Annotated in this window: 18 protein-coding genes; 8 read left to right on the plus strand and 10 right to left on the minus strand. The window is 36.1% G+C overall.

From position 1 onward, the window contains the following. Positions 1–34: 34 nt before the first annotated feature. Positions 35–907 (minus strand): DMT family transporter, encoded by an 873-nt coding sequence (locus AC3A54_RS00205; RefSeq protein ID WP_487652961.1) that lies wholly within the window; start codon positions 905–907, stop codon positions 35–37. Between the two features lie 205 nt (positions 908–1112). Between AC3A54_RS00205 and AC3A54_RS00210 the strand changes: the two genes are divergently transcribed. Continuing rightward, positions 1113–2054 (plus strand): MerR family transcriptional regulator, encoded by a 942-nt coding sequence (locus AC3A54_RS00210; RefSeq protein ID WP_487652962.1) that lies wholly within the window; start codon positions 1113–1115, stop codon positions 2052–2054. Between the two features lie 102 nt (positions 2055–2156). Further along, complete coding sequence (locus tag AC3A54_RS00215; RefSeq protein ID WP_487652963.1) at positions 2157–2678, plus strand: MerR family transcriptional regulator; 522 nt, start codon at positions 2157–2159, stop codon at positions 2676–2678. Positions 2679–2734: 56 nt separating this feature from the next. Here the strand turns inward: AC3A54_RS00215 and AC3A54_RS00220 are convergent, their stop codons facing one another. After that, positions 2735–3742, minus strand: coding sequence for an acyltransferase family protein (locus AC3A54_RS00220; RefSeq protein ID WP_487652964.1), 1008 nt, complete (start codon positions 3740–3742; stop codon positions 2735–2737). A gap of 244 nt (positions 3743–3986) precedes the next feature. Then, positions 3987–5237, minus strand: coding sequence for a DHH family phosphoesterase (locus tag AC3A54_RS00225; protein WP_487652965.1), 1251 nt, complete (start codon positions 5235–5237; stop codon positions 3987–3989). A 215-nt stretch (positions 5238–5452) separates the two neighbouring features. Between AC3A54_RS00225 and AC3A54_RS00230 the strand changes: the two genes are divergently transcribed. Continuing rightward, entirely contained in the window at positions 5453–6400 is a 948-nt protein-coding gene (locus AC3A54_RS00230) for an NAD(P)H-dependent flavin oxidoreductase (RefSeq protein WP_420489842.1), read from the plus strand. A gap of 126 nt (positions 6401–6526) precedes the next feature. Next, positions 6527–6652, plus strand: a complete 126-nt coding sequence (locus tag AC3A54_RS00235; protein ID WP_487652966.1) for a hypothetical protein — start codon at positions 6527–6529, stop codon at positions 6650–6652. A gap of 61 nt (positions 6653–6713) precedes the next feature. Here AC3A54_RS00235 and AC3A54_RS00240 read toward each other — a convergent pair whose 3' ends face one another. Further along, complete coding sequence (locus tag AC3A54_RS00240; RefSeq protein ID WP_487652967.1) at positions 6714–7397, minus strand: M50 family metallopeptidase; 684 nt, start codon at positions 7395–7397, stop codon at positions 6714–6716. Positions 7398–7579: 182 nt separating this feature from the next. Here AC3A54_RS00240 and AC3A54_RS00245 point away from each other — a divergent pair, with 182 nt between their 5' ends. Together AC3A54_RS00245 and AC3A54_RS00250 are read left to right on the plus strand one after the other, a co-directional pair. Beyond that, positions 7580–8704, plus strand: a complete 1125-nt coding sequence (locus tag AC3A54_RS00245) for an ABC transporter ATP-binding protein (protein ID WP_487652968.1) — start codon at positions 7580–7582, stop codon at positions 8702–8704. Continuing rightward, positions 8705–10270: an ABC transporter permease/substrate-binding protein gene (locus AC3A54_RS00250; RefSeq protein WP_487652969.1), complete on the plus strand. Its 1566-nt coding sequence runs from the start codon at positions 8705–8707 to the stop codon at positions 10268–10270. It abuts the gene before it with no gap. Between the two features lie 60 nt (positions 10271–10330). On the opposite strand, the gene AC3A54_RS00255 is transcribed toward AC3A54_RS00250, so the two are convergent. Next, the gene (locus tag AC3A54_RS00255) at positions 10331–10948 is read right to left on the minus strand and encodes a GntR family transcriptional regulator (protein WP_335545532.1); all 618 of its coding nucleotides are present in this window, start codon (positions 10946–10948) and stop codon (positions 10331–10333) included. 149 nt (positions 10949–11097) lie between these two features. Here AC3A54_RS00255 and AC3A54_RS00260 point away from each other — a divergent pair, with 149 nt between their 5' ends. Both AC3A54_RS00260 and AC3A54_RS00265 read left to right on the plus strand, forming a co-directional pair. Then, positions 11098–11667, plus strand: a complete 570-nt coding sequence (locus tag AC3A54_RS00260; protein WP_335545531.1) for a DUF2238 domain-containing protein — start codon at positions 11098–11100, stop codon at positions 11665–11667. A gap of 15 nt (positions 11668–11682) precedes the next feature. Beyond that, a complete protein-coding gene (locus tag AC3A54_RS00265) occupies positions 11683–12273 on the plus strand; it encodes a DUF2238 domain-containing protein (RefSeq protein WP_335545529.1) in 591 nt (196 codons plus the stop codon). 37 nt (positions 12274–12310) lie between these two features. Here the strand turns inward: AC3A54_RS00265 and AC3A54_RS00270 are convergent, their stop codons facing one another. The 5 genes from AC3A54_RS00270 to AC3A54_RS00290 all read right to left on the minus strand — a co-directional run bounded on the left by AC3A54_RS00270 (position 12311) and on the right by AC3A54_RS00290 (position 17309). Next, positions 12311–13672 (minus strand): aspartate kinase, encoded by a 1362-nt coding sequence (locus tag AC3A54_RS00270; RefSeq protein ID WP_487652970.1) that lies wholly within the window; start codon positions 13670–13672, stop codon positions 12311–12313. A gap of 175 nt (positions 13673–13847) precedes the next feature. Next, on the minus strand, positions 13848–14462 hold the full coding sequence (locus AC3A54_RS00275) for an NUDIX hydrolase (RefSeq protein WP_335545525.1): 615 nt from the start codon (positions 14460–14462) through the stop codon (positions 13848–13850). Between the two features lie 132 nt (positions 14463–14594). After that, the gene (locus AC3A54_RS00280) at positions 14595–15752 is read right to left on the minus strand and encodes a homogentisate 1,2-dioxygenase (protein WP_487652971.1); all 1158 of its coding nucleotides are present in this window, start codon (positions 15750–15752) and stop codon (positions 14595–14597) included. Continuing rightward, positions 15752–16684 (minus strand): fumarylacetoacetate hydrolase family protein, encoded by a 933-nt coding sequence (locus AC3A54_RS00285; RefSeq protein WP_487652972.1) that lies wholly within the window; start codon positions 16682–16684, stop codon positions 15752–15754. The genes AC3A54_RS00280 and AC3A54_RS00285 overlap by 1 nt, the downstream gene beginning before the upstream one ends. Before the next feature lie 16 nt (positions 16685–16700). Then, positions 16701–17309 (minus strand): flavin reductase family protein, encoded by a 609-nt coding sequence (locus AC3A54_RS00290; protein WP_335545521.1) that lies wholly within the window; start codon positions 17307–17309, stop codon positions 16701–16703. Positions 17310–17366 lie beyond the last annotated feature (57 nt).

Below are 17366 nucleotides of genomic sequence, written 5' to 3' on the forward strand. Positions count from 1 at the left end.
AAACAAAGGGGTCAACCTCTTTGCCCATTTTGAATTATAATTTCGTAAAAATAATTCCAATTAATGCTGAAAATACACCTATGAGCTGATATCTTTTTAATTTTTCCTTATAAATGAAATAGCCTGAAAGGACAACTACTAAGCAATTTAAACTCACAATAGGGAATACAATACTGGCCGTCCCCGTTCTTAATGCAAAAAAATAACTGCTGTAGCCTAAAATGCTTATTAGGCCAACGAGTGCACCCACATTTACTACTAGACCATTCCATTTTTCCTTCATTGTAAAACTACTTATTGCTAAATATATACTTCCCCCACCATACATAGCGATTAAGATTTCTAACGAATTAATATGCAAATAAGAAGTCGTCTTCATTAAGATTCCGAGTAAACCAAAAGATAATATGGCTAGCCCAACTCGCAATATCCATGGCAGATAATTTATATTTCTATTCTTATCAGATGAATATTGGATAATCATGGCAGACACAAGCATAATAATTATTCCTATCCACTGGATAACAGTAATATGTTCATGAAAAATAAATCCAGCACACAGTATCGGAAATATGGCATTAATACCAATTAAGGGAGAAGTTAAACTGGCTGGTCCCCTTTCAAATGCTTTTGACATTTGAATATTTCCGTTTGCATTTAATATCCCTATCAGAGAACCAAGTAATATAGTTATCAGATTCATATGTACAGCGTCATGAACCATTCCAAAACCAAGTGTTAATATAAAGGCGACAAAATAGAAAAAGAATTGAATATGTACCTTTGACAGGCCACGTCCAGTACTCCACTTAAAAATAGTATTATTAACTCCGAAGCTAACCATTGTCACAAATGCAGCTGCAATCCACATGTAGATCCTTCTCTCTTCTATCATTTCAACTCCCATATTAAACCTCTTTTTTTCTTTGCTCAACCACTTTTTTAGTATTTTTACAACAAAGCGCACCTTTTGCAAAAATATGTTGGTTTTCCAAGTTTTCAGTCTTGTTTTGATAGCTTTTGTCAGGTAGCAGGAAAATTGGATGCCTAATGGTGAATAGTTAATCTATCAAGAAATATTTCCTAGATACAAAAAGAAAGGAAAGATTTTAATGAAAACTTATACCCTAAAAGAAGTGTCCAAAAAGATAAATGTTGCGCCTGGAATCTTACGCCAATGGGAAAAGGAATTTGAAGATTTATTAGAAATTCCCCGTTCAAAACAAGGTGCAAGAATTTACACTGAGGTAGAAATTGATTTCCTACTAGAAATAAAACAAATGGCTTCAAAAAAATTAAGCAAAGTTTTTATCCGTGAACAATTACTGAAAGGTTCGGAAGCTGAAATGGAGACAATTACAGCCGAGGTACCGCTAAGTGAAAAACAAGTAGAGCAAACACAAGAATTTGAACCTGAAAGTGAGACTATTGTAAGTGAAGTACCATTAGAAGTAATTGCTGATTCCCTAACACCTGTAGCTGTCCATGATGATGTTTTTAATAATACAGAACTATTTTTTGAAGCTATGGAAACTTATAAGAAAAATTTCTTAAATGAGGTAAAAGAAGAAATCAGGAATGTAGTTCGGAAGGAAGTCGTTGAAGAAGTAAAAAAAGAGATATATAAAGGAACATATCATACGGTTAAATCCATATCTGACTCTATTTATAAATCCTCAGCAACGACAAAAGCTGATATACAAGAATTATCGGAGTCACTTGAAAGAACATCGGAGAATACCTCACAATCATTACAATACCTTTCCAAAAGTATTGCTAACGTTTCCATAGATACTTCAGAAGAAATTTTTACACTTTCAAAGCAATTATCTGAGACGACCGAAGAATTAGCACATTATGTTGATGTAACCAATACCGAAATCTCAAGCCTCACTGATGCTATAACAAAAGACCGTGAATTTTTCATTGAGGAGCGCAATCAATACCGTCATGAAGTGACCCAAAGAGAATTAGCTTTCCAACAAATGCTGACAGGTTTCAGAGATGTAGCTGCTGCTAAAGAAAAGAAATGGTGGAAATTTTGGGCTAATTAAGGAACATTCATTAAATGTTAAAGCTCCTTTTATTCATAATCGTTTTACTTAGCCTATCGTCACTCGTGGTTTGGGATTATTTAATCAATAGGAGGTTTTGACATGAATACAAGTGAAGTAGCAAAATCATTAGGGGTATCCTCTAGTACTATTCAAAGGTGGGTGAAACAGCTCGAGCTTCCGATGGAAAAAAATGATCGGGGACATTATCATTTTTCTAACGAAGATATTAACCTACTAAAAAAAATTCATGAAGAACTTCAAACTGGTACTCTCCTGCATGATATTACTCCGGTACGAACAAAGAAGAGTGCTCGAAAGGGAGCGGTAAAAGCAGTTGAGAATGAGGAGACCCTTGAAAAAGTGTGGAAGAAGGTAAACGAATTAGAACTTAGCATAAATTCTAAGGCCGATTCTGTTGCCTCCTATCAACTTTTACAACATCGCAGCGATATTGAGGAATTACAGAGTCAGGTAAGTGAATTAACTAGTCAACTTAGACTACTTCAAGAGCAATTGGCTGAACAGAGAAACCAAGCCAAAAAGGAAAAAACAATGGTTATTGATTCGTCTAAAGAGAGAAGAAAAAGAAAAAATATGATCAGTTCCCTTTTTGGCTTCTGATCAATTCAATAAAAATGAGGCTGAACTCTTTACTTTTGAGTCAGCCTCATTTCTAGTTATCCCCCCCTGTTACTAAGGGGAAATTCAAGTTCAACCAAGGGTCGCGTATATTTCTTTATTAAAAAACTTCCTAGTATTAAACAAATAATCAGTGAGATGAAGATGAGAAGAAAATAATTACCAATGATAGGATCTACAACTTCTTCAGGAATAATGGATTGTATGGATTTTATGATAAATCCATGAAATAAATAAACATAGATTGTTCTTTCACCTATTTTCGTTACTTTGAATTGGCCAGATGGAATTAACATCATAAATCCGAAAATAACAATAAATGTAAGTATATATTGGATACCTCTAATTAATCCATCTGAAATCTCTTTTCCACCCATGTTCGCATAGGAAGTATCTCCTAACAGCCATGGGACAGCATCTTTCGGAAAAACAACTCCAAAGTATATAAGAGTTCCAGCAATTATTATTAAGCCAATTGGAAGAGAATACCTGGTTCGAATAAGGCGTTTAAGCTGATTTTCTTTAAGTAAATATCCTAATAAGAAATATGGGAAAAATACAAATGTTCTTGATAAGCTTAAAAAACTTCCGGCTTGGTCCACATAACCTATACAAATACCTATTACAATGGCTAAAGCAAATCCCATCCATTTTAATTTCGCAAATAGATATAACAGTAAAATCCAGAAAAACAAACTTAACAAAAACCATAGCGACCAATGGGGATGTAAAAAATCAAAAGATAACCTTTCTTCTTGGCCATTAAAGTAATAATAAATGGAATAAATAATTTGGAAAATAAAGTAAGGTATTAATATTTTTTTTACTGATTTGGATAAATAGCCTTTCTTTTTAAAACCTTTTGCAAAATACCCTGATATCATGATAAAAGCTGGCATATGGAAAAGAAATATGACTGTATATAAAGTAAATAGAAAACCATCCTGTTCCTTTAAAGGACTAATGAGATGTCCAAAAACAACGAGAAATATTAAAATAAATTTTGCATTATCAAAATATTTACTCCTTTTTGAAGTAGAAGCCATTTTATCACCCCGTTGTGTATAGTTGACCCTAAAGGTATACAAAAAATTTATTACCCACTAAACGTAGACCTTCATTTATTAAGCATATTGGTCTAATTATTATACTACCCTTCTAAGATTACAGAATTGTGTTGTTCAATTTACATTTTGTTGCACACCAATTACAATTCTGAAATAATAATTCGAAATACCTACGATAAATTTACCAATATTAAAGAGAGCTTAGTAAACTAAGCTCTCTTCCTCAATGTTCAATAACATCCATTATTCTGCTGCTTATTATCTCATCGTAATTTTCCTTAATCTCTTCAAGTGATTCCCCAAGAACGTTCGAAAGAAATTTAAGAAATTCATGATCTGGACGAAGCCAGCATGAATTTTTTCGTTTAAGAAACCTTTCTGCTTCCGTAAATGTGTTAAAACTTCCCTCCAATTTCTTTCCATTATGTAAAATGCTAAAATCGTTATCCTCTTTTGATAAAACATAAAAATTTTCGCCCTGTTGGTTTTGATAACTTGTAACGGATGTTGAATTTTTCACATTGTATTCATTTCGATCTGAATCTGGTTTAAGTGGCATGAATTCAAAAATATTCTCAATAAATAATTTAAAGGCCTCTCTTGTCATTTCTGAACCAGATGCTTTAGGGTGACCTCCTCCCCCATATCTCTTTGCAAATTCTGCCACATTGACCTCATCATGAATGGTTCGGAAGCCCATTTTCTTACCACTCACATTTAATAGAACAATCATATCCAAATGGGGATAAAGATTGTTTAAGGCATTCCCGAGCTCTGACAAATACTGCTCCGCATGAACAACTCCTACGCAGTAATCATCAACAAAGGTCTGTACCATTTGCCTGCTTTTAGAATGAATATATCGACTAATTTTCTGTTCTTCAATATCAAGAAGCAAATTTTCAGTCTCATTTAACATAAATGATTCTTTATTTTCAGTTATCCTTTTTAGCATTTCTTCTTCGAACTTTTCCCGATTCAAAATATAAAACAAATCATTTAACCGTTTTGCTGTTACATTATTGTTTTGATCCCATTCCCAAGTATCATACTGTCGAACTAATTCAATAAACTCCTCTAAAGCATTATTTCGCTCTATTTTTTGATTCTCAATTAAATAATCATAAAACAAAGATGTTGCACAAGTTAGATTTCCTGTTTCATATTCTGTTTTTACAAAACCCCATTTATATTGGTTAAAATGCATGGCTGTTACATGGTGATCAATCATTTGAACCTGTTTCCCCTGCTGATAACGTTCTTCAAGTTTCTTCTCGATAAGTTGATTTACTGCTAAATCGGTAATATAGATTTCTTCCTCAGCATTCTCTGGATTTGTGATTACTGACTCAACTCTTTGATTGAGATTTCGATATGAACAATAATATACATTGACCTTATCCCCAAAAGCCATTTTTGCAATCAGTCCACACCCAAGTCCGTCTAAATCGATATCTGTAAAAAGCTTGACCATATATACACCTTCCCATCTCTATCCATAACTTTTAGTAGTTTGTTACCTTAAGATTACTATTATCCAAATAAATTTACAAAGTATAAAACCTACTTATATGACCAGGTGATAGTAATCACAGACATGAATAAATTCGAATGTTATGATTCAGGAGAAGTAACTAAACATTGAAATGAGGTAATGAATTGAATTTTCCACAATTAAAAATTGGACATATGATGCCAAAGGTTCCGATTCTACAGGGTGGCATGGGCGTAGGTATCTCACTAAGCAAGTTAGCTTCGGCTGTCGCAAACGCAGGAGGAATTGGGATAATATCTGGTACTGGAATAACCGTAGATGAGATGCGAACACATATCCGTAAAGCCAAGGAACGTATTAAGGGTGCAGGGTACATTGGTGTAAATGTCCTTTTTGCCATGAATGACTTTGCTGAAAAAATGAAAGCCGCTTTAGAAGAGAAGGTTGATTTTATTATTTCCGGCGCAGGAATCTCTAGAGATATGTATTCTTGGGGAAAACAAGCTGGAATTCCTGTTATTTCCATTGTATCTTCAGCAAAACTAGCAAAAATATCCGAACGGCTCGGAGCAGCGGCCGTGGTCGTAGAAGGTTTTGAGGCTGGGGGACATCTTGGAACAGATCGCCCAATGTTCGAAATCCTACCAGAAATTGTTGATGCAGTATCCATACCTGTTATCGCAGCTGGAGGAATCATGAATGGATATGATATTGCAAAAGCACTGTCCATGGGAGCGTCTGGAGTACAAATGGGAACGAGGTTCGTAGCGAGTGAGGAATGTGATGCTCCATTAGCATTTAAGGAAAAGTATGTAAACGCAAATAAAGAAGATTTGGTCCTAGTGAAAACCACCGTTGGACTGCAAGGCAGAGCAATAATTAACAACTTTACTAAATTAATTAGTGGTTCAAATAAATTAAAAATCGCGAAATGCCATGATTGTTTAAAAAATTGCTCTTACCGATTTTGCACATTAGATTCATTACTAACTTCCGTTTCGGGTGATGTTGAAAATGGACTTGTGTTCGCTGGAGCCCGGGTGGATGAAATTAAAGACATCCTTCCGGTCCAAAAAATTATTGACAATCTTACAGAAGAGTATCGTTCCGCACAAGTGGATTCAATATTACCACTATCATAATAAAAGCTCGACCATATCATTTTGATACGGTCGAGCTTTTCTTTTCGAAACAAAATAAAAATCGGGAGTAAAAAAACATTCGATGCAAAAAATAATTTCAGAAGACGCTGAAAGGAGGTAACAATCATGACAAATCGTAACGATAACCGTGAACGTAAAAATAAATATCCAAACAATAAGAAACAAGACACCGAATTTTCTAAGGAAACTAGTATTCGAAGTGGGATTACAAAAAAAGACATAGGGAAATAATTACGGTAATTAGCTGACTCATATGGCCAGAATCTTCTTAGCTTTTGGGTCAGCTTTCTCCTTATTTGCCTAGTCTATAATAGCCTCTTTTTAATCCAAAATAACAAAACCAAATAGCTTGAAGGAAAAAAAAGATTCCCCAGATTTGTGCAGGGATAATCACCGTTAAACGTGCAAGATTTGCCGCATCCCCTGCTGCATAAGGTTGAGAAAAGCTTATATATAGTATTTCAAAAGCACTATTGACCGAGTCAACAAGTAAAATAGATGCAATTAATAATAATGAATGATCTCTTACGTTTTGACTTCCTTTAATGAGTAATATAAGAAAACCCACTGCGAATGAGCAAAGCCAAAATATCCCATAAGGATTTCGTACCCAAAAAATTAGATTTAAGAAGATAAACCCTAACAAAATATCAATTAAAATCGTTTGTTTATTTTTACCAATAAGTAAAAAGGATAAAAATGCCATAAATGAAGCGAAGATATATCCAGCAAGACTTGTCACGAAACTACCGATCCATGACGACTGGCTGCTATAGGTAACTCCCTCAGAATTCATAAATAAAGAAATACGCTCTACTTTCCCACTGAGTAAAGCAATCATTGCGTGACCCGATTCATGGATGAGGGTATTGATTATTTTTATATAACTTCCAAAAAGCGGGACATGAATCAATAAAAAAGCAAACAATAGAAAAAGAAAAAATTTTATACTCAACTTATCACGTATAATGCCCATTACAATCCCCCTCATCTAAATTATTTATATTAATTTCATTTTAACATTTACTTGTTATAACAACTAAACTTAAACTCTAACAAATAGAACTAGACCACCCGATTCGACAAAGTAACAACCTTTATGTTATGATTAAGTTGTTAGTTTATTGGGTAAGTAATAATTATTTAGGGGGAATGAACTTGATAGAGTTTAAGAACATCGTAAAAAAATATCGCAACAAAACCATCATTAATCCTTTCTCATTGGATATAGAGGCTGGTCAATTAGTTGTTTTTATTGGGCCGAGTGGCTGTGGGAAAACAACATTGCTTAAAATGATCAATAAATTAATTCAACCAACCTCTGGACATATATTTGTCAATGGAACAGATATTTCAAAAATGAATCCAATAGAACTCCGCAGGAATATTGGATATGTCATTCAAAACACCGGGCTTTTTCCCCATATGACCATTAAAGAGAACTTAGAATTAATTCCTAAACTTAAAGGAGAAGAGCCGGAGGCAGTTGAGAAAAAGACAAAGGAATTGCTTTCTTTGGTTGGTTTAGAAGCAAATGAATACTTACACCGTTTCCCAAAAGAGTTAAGTGGTGGTCAACAGCAAAGAGTTGGTGTAGCAAGAGCCTTCTCAACAAACTCCGATATCATCTTAATGGATGAACCCTTCAGCGCACTAGACCCAGTTACAAGAAGCTCTCTACAGGATGAACTTTTCCAAATGCAAAAGGAACTTAATAAAACTATTATCTTTGTTACACATGACATGGATGAAGCTATTAAAATAGCAGACAAAATTTGTATATTAAAAGATGGAGATATTCTACAATATGATACTCCGGAAAATATTCTTAAAAATCCTGCTAATGACTTTGTAGAAGACTTTATTGGAAAAAGAAGGGTTTGGAACAATCCTGAATTATTATTGGCAGAGGATATTATGATTCATCATCCAATTAAAATTAATGCAATGCGAAACGTATTGCAGGCGATTGAGATCATGAAAGAAAATAAAGTGGATAGTTTAATGGTCACTGACAAAAGCAACATCCTTAAGGGACTAGTTACATTAAAAAGCATCCAGTTGCTTAATCGGAACACTTCAATCGAACTTGTCATGGAGAAAAAGGTATTATCCGTTTCACAAGATGCCAATTTAATCTCCGTGTTAGCAATGATGAATGAACATAAAATTGGGTATTTACCGGTTGTTAATCAAACTAACCAGTTAACTGGTCTTATAACAAGAAGCAGTATATTATCCGCATTAAGCAGCCAATTAATTGATTTGGAGGTGGCATTTTAAATGAGTAATTTTTGGAACTATGTAACTTCAAACTATGAACAAATTACCGAATTACTAGGACAACATCTTTACTTAAGCATCATTTCTGTACTCATTGCTATTATTATCGGTATTCCACTTGGCATCTTAATTTCAAATGAACCAAAGCTTTCAAAGCCTATAATTGGAACTACAAATGTTATCCAAGCTGTTCCAAGCTTAGCTTTACTCGGCTTCCTCATACCATTTATTGGAATTGGAAGTAATCCAGCAATTGTAATGGTCGTGCTATATTCTCTCCTCCCTATTGTAAAGAATACGTATACGGGATTAACAAACATTGATGGAGACATTCTGGAAGCCGCCAAAGGCATCGGTCTGACCAAAAGTCAAACGATGAGAAAGGTTCAATTACCACTTGCCTTCCCGATGATTATGGCGGGTATCAGAATTTCAGCAGTTACTGCAGTTGGTTTAATGACGATTGCTGCCTTCGTAGGTGCAGGCGGGCTAGGTTATTTAGTATTCTCCGGAGTACAAACTGTTGATAACAACATGATTTTAGCTGGAGCAATACCAGCGTGTATATTAGCCCTCTTAATTGACTTTGTTGTCGGAAAACTTGAAACTTCACTTTCTTATACTAGCAAGAAAAGCACATCCACAAATTCTATTAAAAATGGAAAAATGACAAAAAAAGTTATAATTGCCCTTGCGTCTTTCCTATTGGTAGCTTTTGGCGCCTTTAAAGTGTATTCAACAGCAAATGCAAAAGAAAAGATTGTCATTGGTTCAAAAAACTTCAGTGAACAATTAATATTAGGAAACATGCTTGCCGATTTAATCGAAAATAAGACAGATATCCAAGTTGAAAGAAAGCTTAATCTTGGCGGTAGTCAAGTAGCCTTTAGTGCACTTAAAAACGGGGATATTGATTTATATGTGGAATATACCGGAACAGGCTTGGTTAATATTTTAAACCAGCCTCCTGAAAGTAATCCGGATCAAGTATATAATTATGTTCAAAAAGAATTTAAGAAAAAATATGATATAGAATTATTAAAACCGATCGGATTTAATAATACCTATGCTTTGGCAGTGAGACAAGACACAGCTAAACAATATAATTTAAAGACCATATCCGACCTTGCTAGAGTGAGCAACGGATTGATCATGGGACCAACGATAGAATTTCCTAATCGTGAAGATGGGTTAATTGGACTTTCTAAGAATTATAATATGTCATTTAAAGATGTGAAAGCAGTAGATGGTGGATTACGCTATACCGCTCTCAAGAACCAAAAGAGTGATGTAATTGATGCGTTTTCTACAGACGGCTTACTTGAAGCCTTCCAATTAAAGGTATTAGAAGATGATAAAAATTTCTTCCCTCCATATTACGCAGTACCTATTATTAAGGAAGAAACCTTAAAGGAACACCCAGAGCTTAAAAAAGTCTTGAACTCTCTCTCAGGGAAACTTACAGACGAAAAAATGCGTGAGTTGAATTATAAGGTTGACAGTCTCAAACAGTCACCTGCAAAAGTAGCCAAAGAATTCCTGAAAGAAGAAGGTTTACTTAAATAAAATTTCATTCTATCTACGTAGAAGAGACAGTCCCTTAGGAGACTGTCTCTTCTTTTTGGTTCAGTCGTGTAAAAAATGAAGCACCCTATCATATGTTTGATCATCACCTATAACGAGGAGTATATCCCCCTCCATAATTAATGCGTAGGGCCCTGGTGAAATAATCAATTCACCCTTTCGTTTCAAACCAATGACAGTTCCACCAGTATTTTGCCAAAACTTTGTCTCCGAAATTGTTTGACCTATATGAGTACAACCCGGAAAAACCTCTACCTCAATAGGGGCTAATGGATTCGTATGACGAAGTTTTCCTGAGTAATCCATAATTTTTCTTAATGTTTCAAATAACTGTTCATCCAGTTTATCTCTTTCATCTATAAGTGTGTTCATTTGTTTCTCAAGATCTTTAATACTCTCTAGATTTGAAAAACGATGAATATATTTATAGGCATTCTCCCTTGATGAGATCACAATCCCACTGCCTTTAGTGGACTGTACAATCTCAACATCCTCTAATATCTTTATCGCTCTCCGCACTGTTTCAGGAGATACTTTGTATTCACTCGCTAACGTCGATCTTCCATGAATTTTTTCTCCTACTTTAAACTTTCCATCATATATTCTATTTGCCAAATCAATTGCAATACGTTCGTATGTTGGTATTTGTGCTTTTTGCATAGAAACCTCCACTATTCATTCTACACACTTGTTTCTATCGTCTCATTCAATATACCTCTTTATAGATTTGGATGCGAGAATTAAATCAATGATTTCAAATTTATTAATTGGACATAATTGTAAAGAGCGTTTTATTATGAGGTGAACACATGAAACGAAAATTAATCGTAGGGTTAAGTGTGGTTTTTATCATTTTTATGATTTCCCTGGTAGTTTTCTACTTAATAAAAGGAGATTCTTCCAGATGGCAGGTATCTCTTGGGGGCATATTCGTAAGTGCAATTCCACTTCTACTGTTATTTAAAAAACACAATCCCTTTAATGTCCCACTAATATTGGGATATTATCTCTTCATTTTTTGTTCCTTGTTTCTCGGATCGATATCTAGTTTTTATCTTCATTATAAATGGTGGGATTCTACCCTTCACTTCTATAAAGGGCTGTATGTTGCTCTCGCCGGCGTTACTTTGTATAAAATCTGTATCCCTGAAAAGGTACGCGATGCACTCTCAAAATGGATTCTTTTTTTGTTTGTACTTTCACTTGCTGCTTTAGCAAGTGTCATTTGGGAGGTTTATGAATTTTTAGGGGATTTGACGCCTATTACACATACCATGCAGCGAGGAGGAAATACAGATACCATGCTGGACTTACTCTGTGGATTAGTGGGCGGACTTTTAGTTGCTATTTATTCCTTAACACAAAAACAAAATGTATAGTGCGAGGTGAAGAAAATGAATCGAAAACTTGTTATCCTTTTAAGTTTGATTTATGTACTCTTTATGGCAGCATTAGCTGTTTACTATTTTACTCATAATGTGAGCTTTAAAGGAACAGTTGCAATAGGTGGAATCATTTGTGGTGCAGTCCCGTTATTGTTAGCCTTATTCACCAAACTTCAATTTAATTTACCAATTGTTATCTCTTATTTAGTATTTCTAGTTGGCTCCCAATATTTTGGTTCAATCCTAGGCTGGTACGGGCTAGGGTGGTGGGATACATTTATGCACTTAGTAAGTGGAGCCATTCTTGCTTTTTCAGGAATCGCCTTATACGAACGCTTAATCCATAGGAATGCAGGGGATGAAATTTCCCCTTGGTTTGTTTTTTTATTCACCTTATCCTTTGCAGCACTTGGGGGGGTTTTATGGGAAGTATATGAATTTAGCTCTGATCAATTTTTCGATATGACCCTACAGGGTGGAGGTAACAAAGACACCATGACAGATTTGATTGCAGATACTATCGGTGGTCTTGTAATAGCAATCGTGGCGGGTATTAGAACTCGAGCGAAGTTAAAGAAGAAAAATTTTCATGAAGGCTGACTCAAAGTAAAAGAGCCAGCCTTAATTTTTATTTCCATTATACTGTCACTGGAACAAAAAACTCTTCATAAAGTGCTTGAACTGCTCGTTTCTCATCCACTTCCTTAACTCCAAACATCATGCTAACCTCTGATGATCCTTGATTAATCATTTCGATATTAACACTATACCTTGCTAATGCCTTAGATGCTCTCGCCATCGTACCGACATTATGACGCATCCCCTCACCGACAACCATAATGAGTGCTAAGCTATGTTCAACTTTCACCTCGTCAGCCTGCAATTCTGTCTTAATACGATGGATAATTTTTTCTTCTAGGCTAGCATTTAGTTGATTCTCTCTCATAATAACTGATATATCATCTATTCCTGAAGGTGTGTGTTCATAAGAAAGACCAAAGTCCTCCAACACACCCAATAGCTTCCGTCCAAAGCCAATTTCTCTGTTCATTAAATACTTGCTTACGTAAATGCTGCAGAATCCTTTGTCACTGGCTATCCCAATTACCGGACCATTTGTGTTGTGCCGCTCATTAACAATCCTTGTACCAGGAGCTGCTGGATTATTAGTATTTTTAATCTGAACAGGTATTTCAGCCCGAAAGGCCGGTACTAGTGCTTCATCATGCAATACGGTAAACCCTGCATATGATAGTTCTCTCATTTCACGGTAGGTTAATTCTTTAATTTCTCTTGGCTTATTCACAATATTTGGGTTTACGGAATAGACCGCATCCACATCAGTAAAATTTTCATAAAGGTCGGCTTTTACTGCATTTGCTAGGATAGAGCCTGTAATATCCGATCCACTACGTGAAAATGTGAACACTTCCCCCTCCTTGCTGTAACCAAAAAAACCTGGAAAGATCAATATCCCCGACCGATATCTAAGTAAGTGTAAATTCTCATAAGCCTCTGGTAATACTTGAGCATTTCCTGGTTCATCACTGACAATGAGCCCCGCCTCAAGAGGGTCAACATAATGGGCTTCAAGTCCCTGTTTCCGAAAATAGGCTGCTGTTAGTTTAGCTTGGTTATCTTCTCCACTTGCTTTTACCCGGTCCATAAACCGATCAGGGTTTTCTTTGTCTGCTTGTAGTCTTTCCATTAAATCATCACGAATCTCTTCAATAACAGTATCCGATAGGGAAAGTTCCTCAGCAATAAAAGCATAACGCTCAATCACTGCATCTACCTTTTCCTTTATGGTATGGTTCTGTAAAGCGGCCTCAGCACACTTTATCAATAAGTCTGTTACCTTTTCATCGTTTGTAAATCTTTTTCCAGGTGCAGAAACAACTACAATTTTTCGCTCAAGGTCTGATATTACAATTTGGTATACCTTCTCCATTTGTTTTCCAGAAGCCAATGAGGAACCTCCAAACTTAACTACTTTCATGTTACATCTCCCTATCCTCCGAAAATATAATCTTAATTTTATTCCAATTCTGAAAATAATCAAGTGTTTTTTTCCCTTCTACACGTACATTTGTCCACTCTAGAAAAACAAACCAAAAAAAACAGTGAGAATAGCAAACTAAACTTGTCTCACTGTTTTTTATTATATTAATTGTCTAGCGAACCATTTCAATAAAATGGGCGAGGATTCTGGCAGTTAGCCCCCAAATCACTTTATCATGATAAAGATAAAAATATTCTTCTAGATCTCTCGTCCGCCAATTATAGTTCTCTCCACCCGCTATTAGCTCATAAGGAAAATTCTCTTCAGGCTCTGCTTTAAAGTTAATGTGGTAAATAGATGGAGAATGATGAATAAAAAAAGAAATTGGGACTGTAAAGACCTCCCCTACTTCTGACGGATTTGGGTGAATGTTTTCAGGATTAGTAATCAATCCGACAAACGGATAAACAATCATTCCAAAAGGGGAGATCATATAATCCAGCGGAAAAATGTTTGTGATTTCTGAACGACTAATTCCTAATTCTTCAACCGTCTCTCGAAGGGCTGCCCCCTTTTCATCAATATCTTGTAAATCAATCCTTCCTCCTGGAAAACATATTTCCCCTGGCTGCCTTCTTAATTCAAGCGACCTCACTTCAAATAATACATGAATTTCATCTTCTTTTTGTACGAGCGGCAGCATAACTGCATATTTCGAAAACTTCTCACTGCCTAAAATAGTTGGAGTATGACTCGTTAGTTTCTTAATAATTCTTTCAAGCTCCATGAGTTCACCTCTATTCCTTTTGTACTATTTAGATATTTCTACCATACCATTTTTATAAGTATAAGCGCTTTTTATTTACGTATACAGTAAAAAAATAAGGCCGACTCAAAGGACTCTGAGTCAGCCTCATCATTAATTCTCATTCCAAGTAAACATATAGCCGGGATCTTCTATCTCTTGTGCGGTTTTTACGATCTTAAGAGGGTGGAAGGTGTCGATCATAACAGCTAGCTCAAGCGTTTCTTTTTTTCCAATACTTGCCTCCGTTTTACCAGGGTGTGGACCATGGGGTATACCACCTGGATGGAGTGTGATTGAACCCTCCTGGACTCCCTTACGACTCATGAAATTTCCTTCCACATAATAAAGTAGCTCATCACTATTCACATTACTGTGATAATACGGTGCTGGAATGGCTTCAGGATGATAGTCATACAGGCGTGGTACGAAAGAACAAACAACAAAATTATTTCCTTCAAATGTCTGATGTACGGGAGGTGGCTGATGAACCCTCCCTGTAATAGGCTCAAAATCTTCTATATTAAACGCCCAAGGATATAAATATCCATCCCAGCCAATTACATCAAGTGGATGATGACCAAGAATATGAGAAGAAATGGCCCCTCTTGATTTCGTTAATACTTCAAATTCACCCTTTTTATCATAAGAAACAAGTGTTTCAGGTCCGCGTATGTCACGTTCACAGAACGGGCTATGTTCGAGAAGCTGACCATATTCATTCCGATAACGTCTAGGGGTAGTAATCTGGCTAAAGGACTCCACGAATAACATTTGTGTTTTTTCTTTTTCATTAGGCACTACACGGTAGATAGTTCCAATGGGGACAATTATATAATCCCCTGGTCGATAAGAAATGGTACCAAACATTGTCTCCAACTTCCCGGTACCATGATGAATAAACAGCATTTCATCCCCATCACCATTTCGATAGAAGCTTTTCATCGGTTTAGTCACTTGTGCCGTTCCAATTAGTAAGTCCTGATTTCCTAAAAGATAATTTCGAGCAGTTAGACCATCCCCTTGCTTATCCGCCTTACTAGTAAAAAAGTGCCGATGCTTCAAAGACTGCTGTTCTTCATATTCAGGCAAATAAGTACTAATTAGTTCTGACTTTACTATTTCCGTTGGCATGTACTGATGGTAAAGGATAGATTGGGTTCCTGAAAACCCTCTCGTCCCCATTACCTGTTCACGATACAGGCTCCCATCTTCTTTTTTAAACATCGTATGCCGTTTATGCGGAATTTTTCCCATTTGACGATAATACATCATTTCACCTCATTTCCATCCGTAATTTTATTACAAAGGATACCGAGATGTTCAACTTCTAATTCTACTAGGTCACCTGGTAAAAGCCATCTGTGTACCGTTTGACCAAGTTCGAGAATACATCCAGTACCTACTGTTCCTGAACCAATCATTTCTCCAGGGTAAAGTGTAACGCCCGCTGAGGCTCTCTCTATCATCTCTCCAAAAGAATAATGAAGTTCCTTCATATTTCCATTCGAAAGCAAGGTACCATTCACACGCGCCCTCATTGGTAGATCATAACCCTTGCCGGCCCTAAACGACTCCAATTCTTCTTTCGAAACAATCCATGGACCAATAGAAGTTGAAAAGTCCTTCCCCTTTGCCGGACCAAGCCCCACCTTCATTTCTTTCCTTTGAAGGTCCCTTGCGCTCCAATCATTTAATATGCAAAAACCAAAAATATAGTGATCGGCGTCTTCAGCGCGAATGTTTTTACCTTTTTTCCCAATGATACAGCCAATTTCCAACTCGTAATCAAGCCATTCACATTCATTTGGCTTCATGATAGCATCATCTGGACCCTTAAATGCTAGATGATTAGAAAAATAAAAAACAGGGATTTCGTACCATTCTGGAATCATTTCAAGACCTCGGTTTTCCCTTGCTGTTTTAACATGCTGTTCAAACGCATAAAAATCACGAAAGCTCCTAGGCATGGGAAGAGGTGCTTTTAACCGAATTTCACTTAATGGATACCTTCCTTTTTGTTCACTAGTTACTGGAGCGAGATTCATCACCAATTTCATATTTTCTTCGCTATTATCTAAAAACTCCAGCAGGCTTTCAGGCAGTTTGCCATCAGATACCTCGTACATATCCACCACAAAGTCACCATCCAGCCACCCAGATCTAATTGTTTTGTCTGCTTTTTCAAAGGTTACAAATTTCATGGCACTCACCTATTATCTATTTTCGAATCATATCAAATATTTTTGCCAATGGGTTAGTAAAGGTGTTACCAGCCATTCGGCCTATCGGCTGTAATTTAGATGTATCAATTCTCCCTTTATCATAAAGCTCATCGTTTACATGGACATGTATTACTTTTCCAATCACAAGACTGCCAGCACCAGGCTTATCACCAAAATGCAATACTTGATAGAGTTCACATTCTAAGTGAACGAGTGATTCTTTGATTCGCGGTACTTTTACTTTAATACTTTGTTCCTTTGTTAGATTCACTTCCTCTATTTCATCCACAGAGGAAGCAAACTCAATGGCACAATCGTTCATTTGTGCAGCCATACTTTCACTGACAATATTAATCACAAATTGACCTGTACTTTCAATATTGACTAACGTATCTTTCTTCGCTCCATCCGTACCCTTCCTCATTGGGGAAAAACAAATGAGCATGGGGTCCGCGCAAATAGCGGTGAAAAAACTGAAGGGTGCTGCATTTGCGATGCCATTTGCATCTATTGTTGATACAAAAGCAATAGGACGTGGCAAAATCGATCCGACTAAAAGTTTATAGGCTTCTTTCCATTCAAGTGTTTCTGGTGAGATTTCCAATTCCTGTCCACCACTCTTTCAGATAACCATATGTTTCACAAGGGAGAACACATCTCC

The organism is Neobacillus sp. Soil_C_43, assembly GCF_057656715.1.

Excerpts from the sequence above, each read along its gene's own strand:
- AC3A54_RS00255 (WP_335545532.1), bottom strand. The coding sequence starts at position 10,948 with ATGCAAAAAGCACAAATACCAACATACGAACGTATTGCAATTGATTTG.
- AC3A54_RS00230 (WP_420489842.1), top strand. The coding sequence starts at position 5,453 with ATGATGCCAAAGGTTCCGATTCTACAGGGTGGCATGGGCGTAGGTATC.
- AC3A54_RS00210 (WP_487652962.1), top strand. The coding sequence starts at position 1,113 with ATGAAAACTTATACCCTAAAAGAAGTGTCCAAAAAGATAAATGTTGCG.
- AC3A54_RS00270 (WP_487652970.1), bottom strand. The coding sequence starts at position 13,672 with ATGAAAGTAGTTAAGTTTGGAGGTTCCTCATTGGCTTCTGGAAAACAA.
- AC3A54_RS00225 (WP_487652965.1), bottom strand. The coding sequence starts at position 5,237 with ATGGTCAAGCTTTTTACAGATATCGATTTAGACGGACTTGGGTGTGGA.
- AC3A54_RS00235 (WP_487652966.1), top strand. The coding sequence starts at position 6,527 with ATGACAAATCGTAACGATAACCGTGAACGTAAAAATAAATATCCAAAC.
- AC3A54_RS00260 (WP_335545531.1), top strand. The coding sequence starts at position 11,098 with ATGAAACGAAAATTAATCGTAGGGTTAAGTGTGGTTTTTATCATTTTT.
- AC3A54_RS00220 (WP_487652964.1), bottom strand. The coding sequence starts at position 3,742 with ATGGCTTCTACTTCAAAAAGGAGTAAATATTTTGATAATGCAAAATTT.
- AC3A54_RS00250 (WP_487652969.1), top strand. The coding sequence starts at position 8,705 with ATGAGTAATTTTTGGAACTATGTAACTTCAAACTATGAACAAATTACC.
- AC3A54_RS00275 (WP_335545525.1), bottom strand. The coding sequence starts at position 14,462 with ATGGAGCTTGAAAGAATTATTAAGAAACTAACGAGTCATACTCCAACT.
- AC3A54_RS00285 (WP_487652972.1), bottom strand. The coding sequence starts at position 16,684 with ATGAAATTTGTAACCTTTGAAAAAGCAGACAAAACAATTAGATCTGGG.
- AC3A54_RS00240 (WP_487652967.1), bottom strand. The coding sequence starts at position 7,397 with ATGGGCATTATACGTGATAAGTTGAGTATAAAATTTTTTCTTTTTCTA.
- AC3A54_RS00215 (WP_487652963.1), top strand. The coding sequence starts at position 2,157 with ATGAATACAAGTGAAGTAGCAAAATCATTAGGGGTATCCTCTAGTACT.
- AC3A54_RS00265 (WP_335545529.1), top strand. The coding sequence starts at position 11,683 with ATGAATCGAAAACTTGTTATCCTTTTAAGTTTGATTTATGTACTCTTT.
- AC3A54_RS00205 (WP_487652961.1), bottom strand. The coding sequence starts at position 907 with ATGGGAGTTGAAATGATAGAAGAGAGAAGGATCTACATGTGGATTGCA.
- AC3A54_RS00280 (WP_487652971.1), bottom strand. The coding sequence starts at position 15,752 with ATGTATTATCGTCAAATGGGAAAAATTCCGCATAAACGGCATACGATG.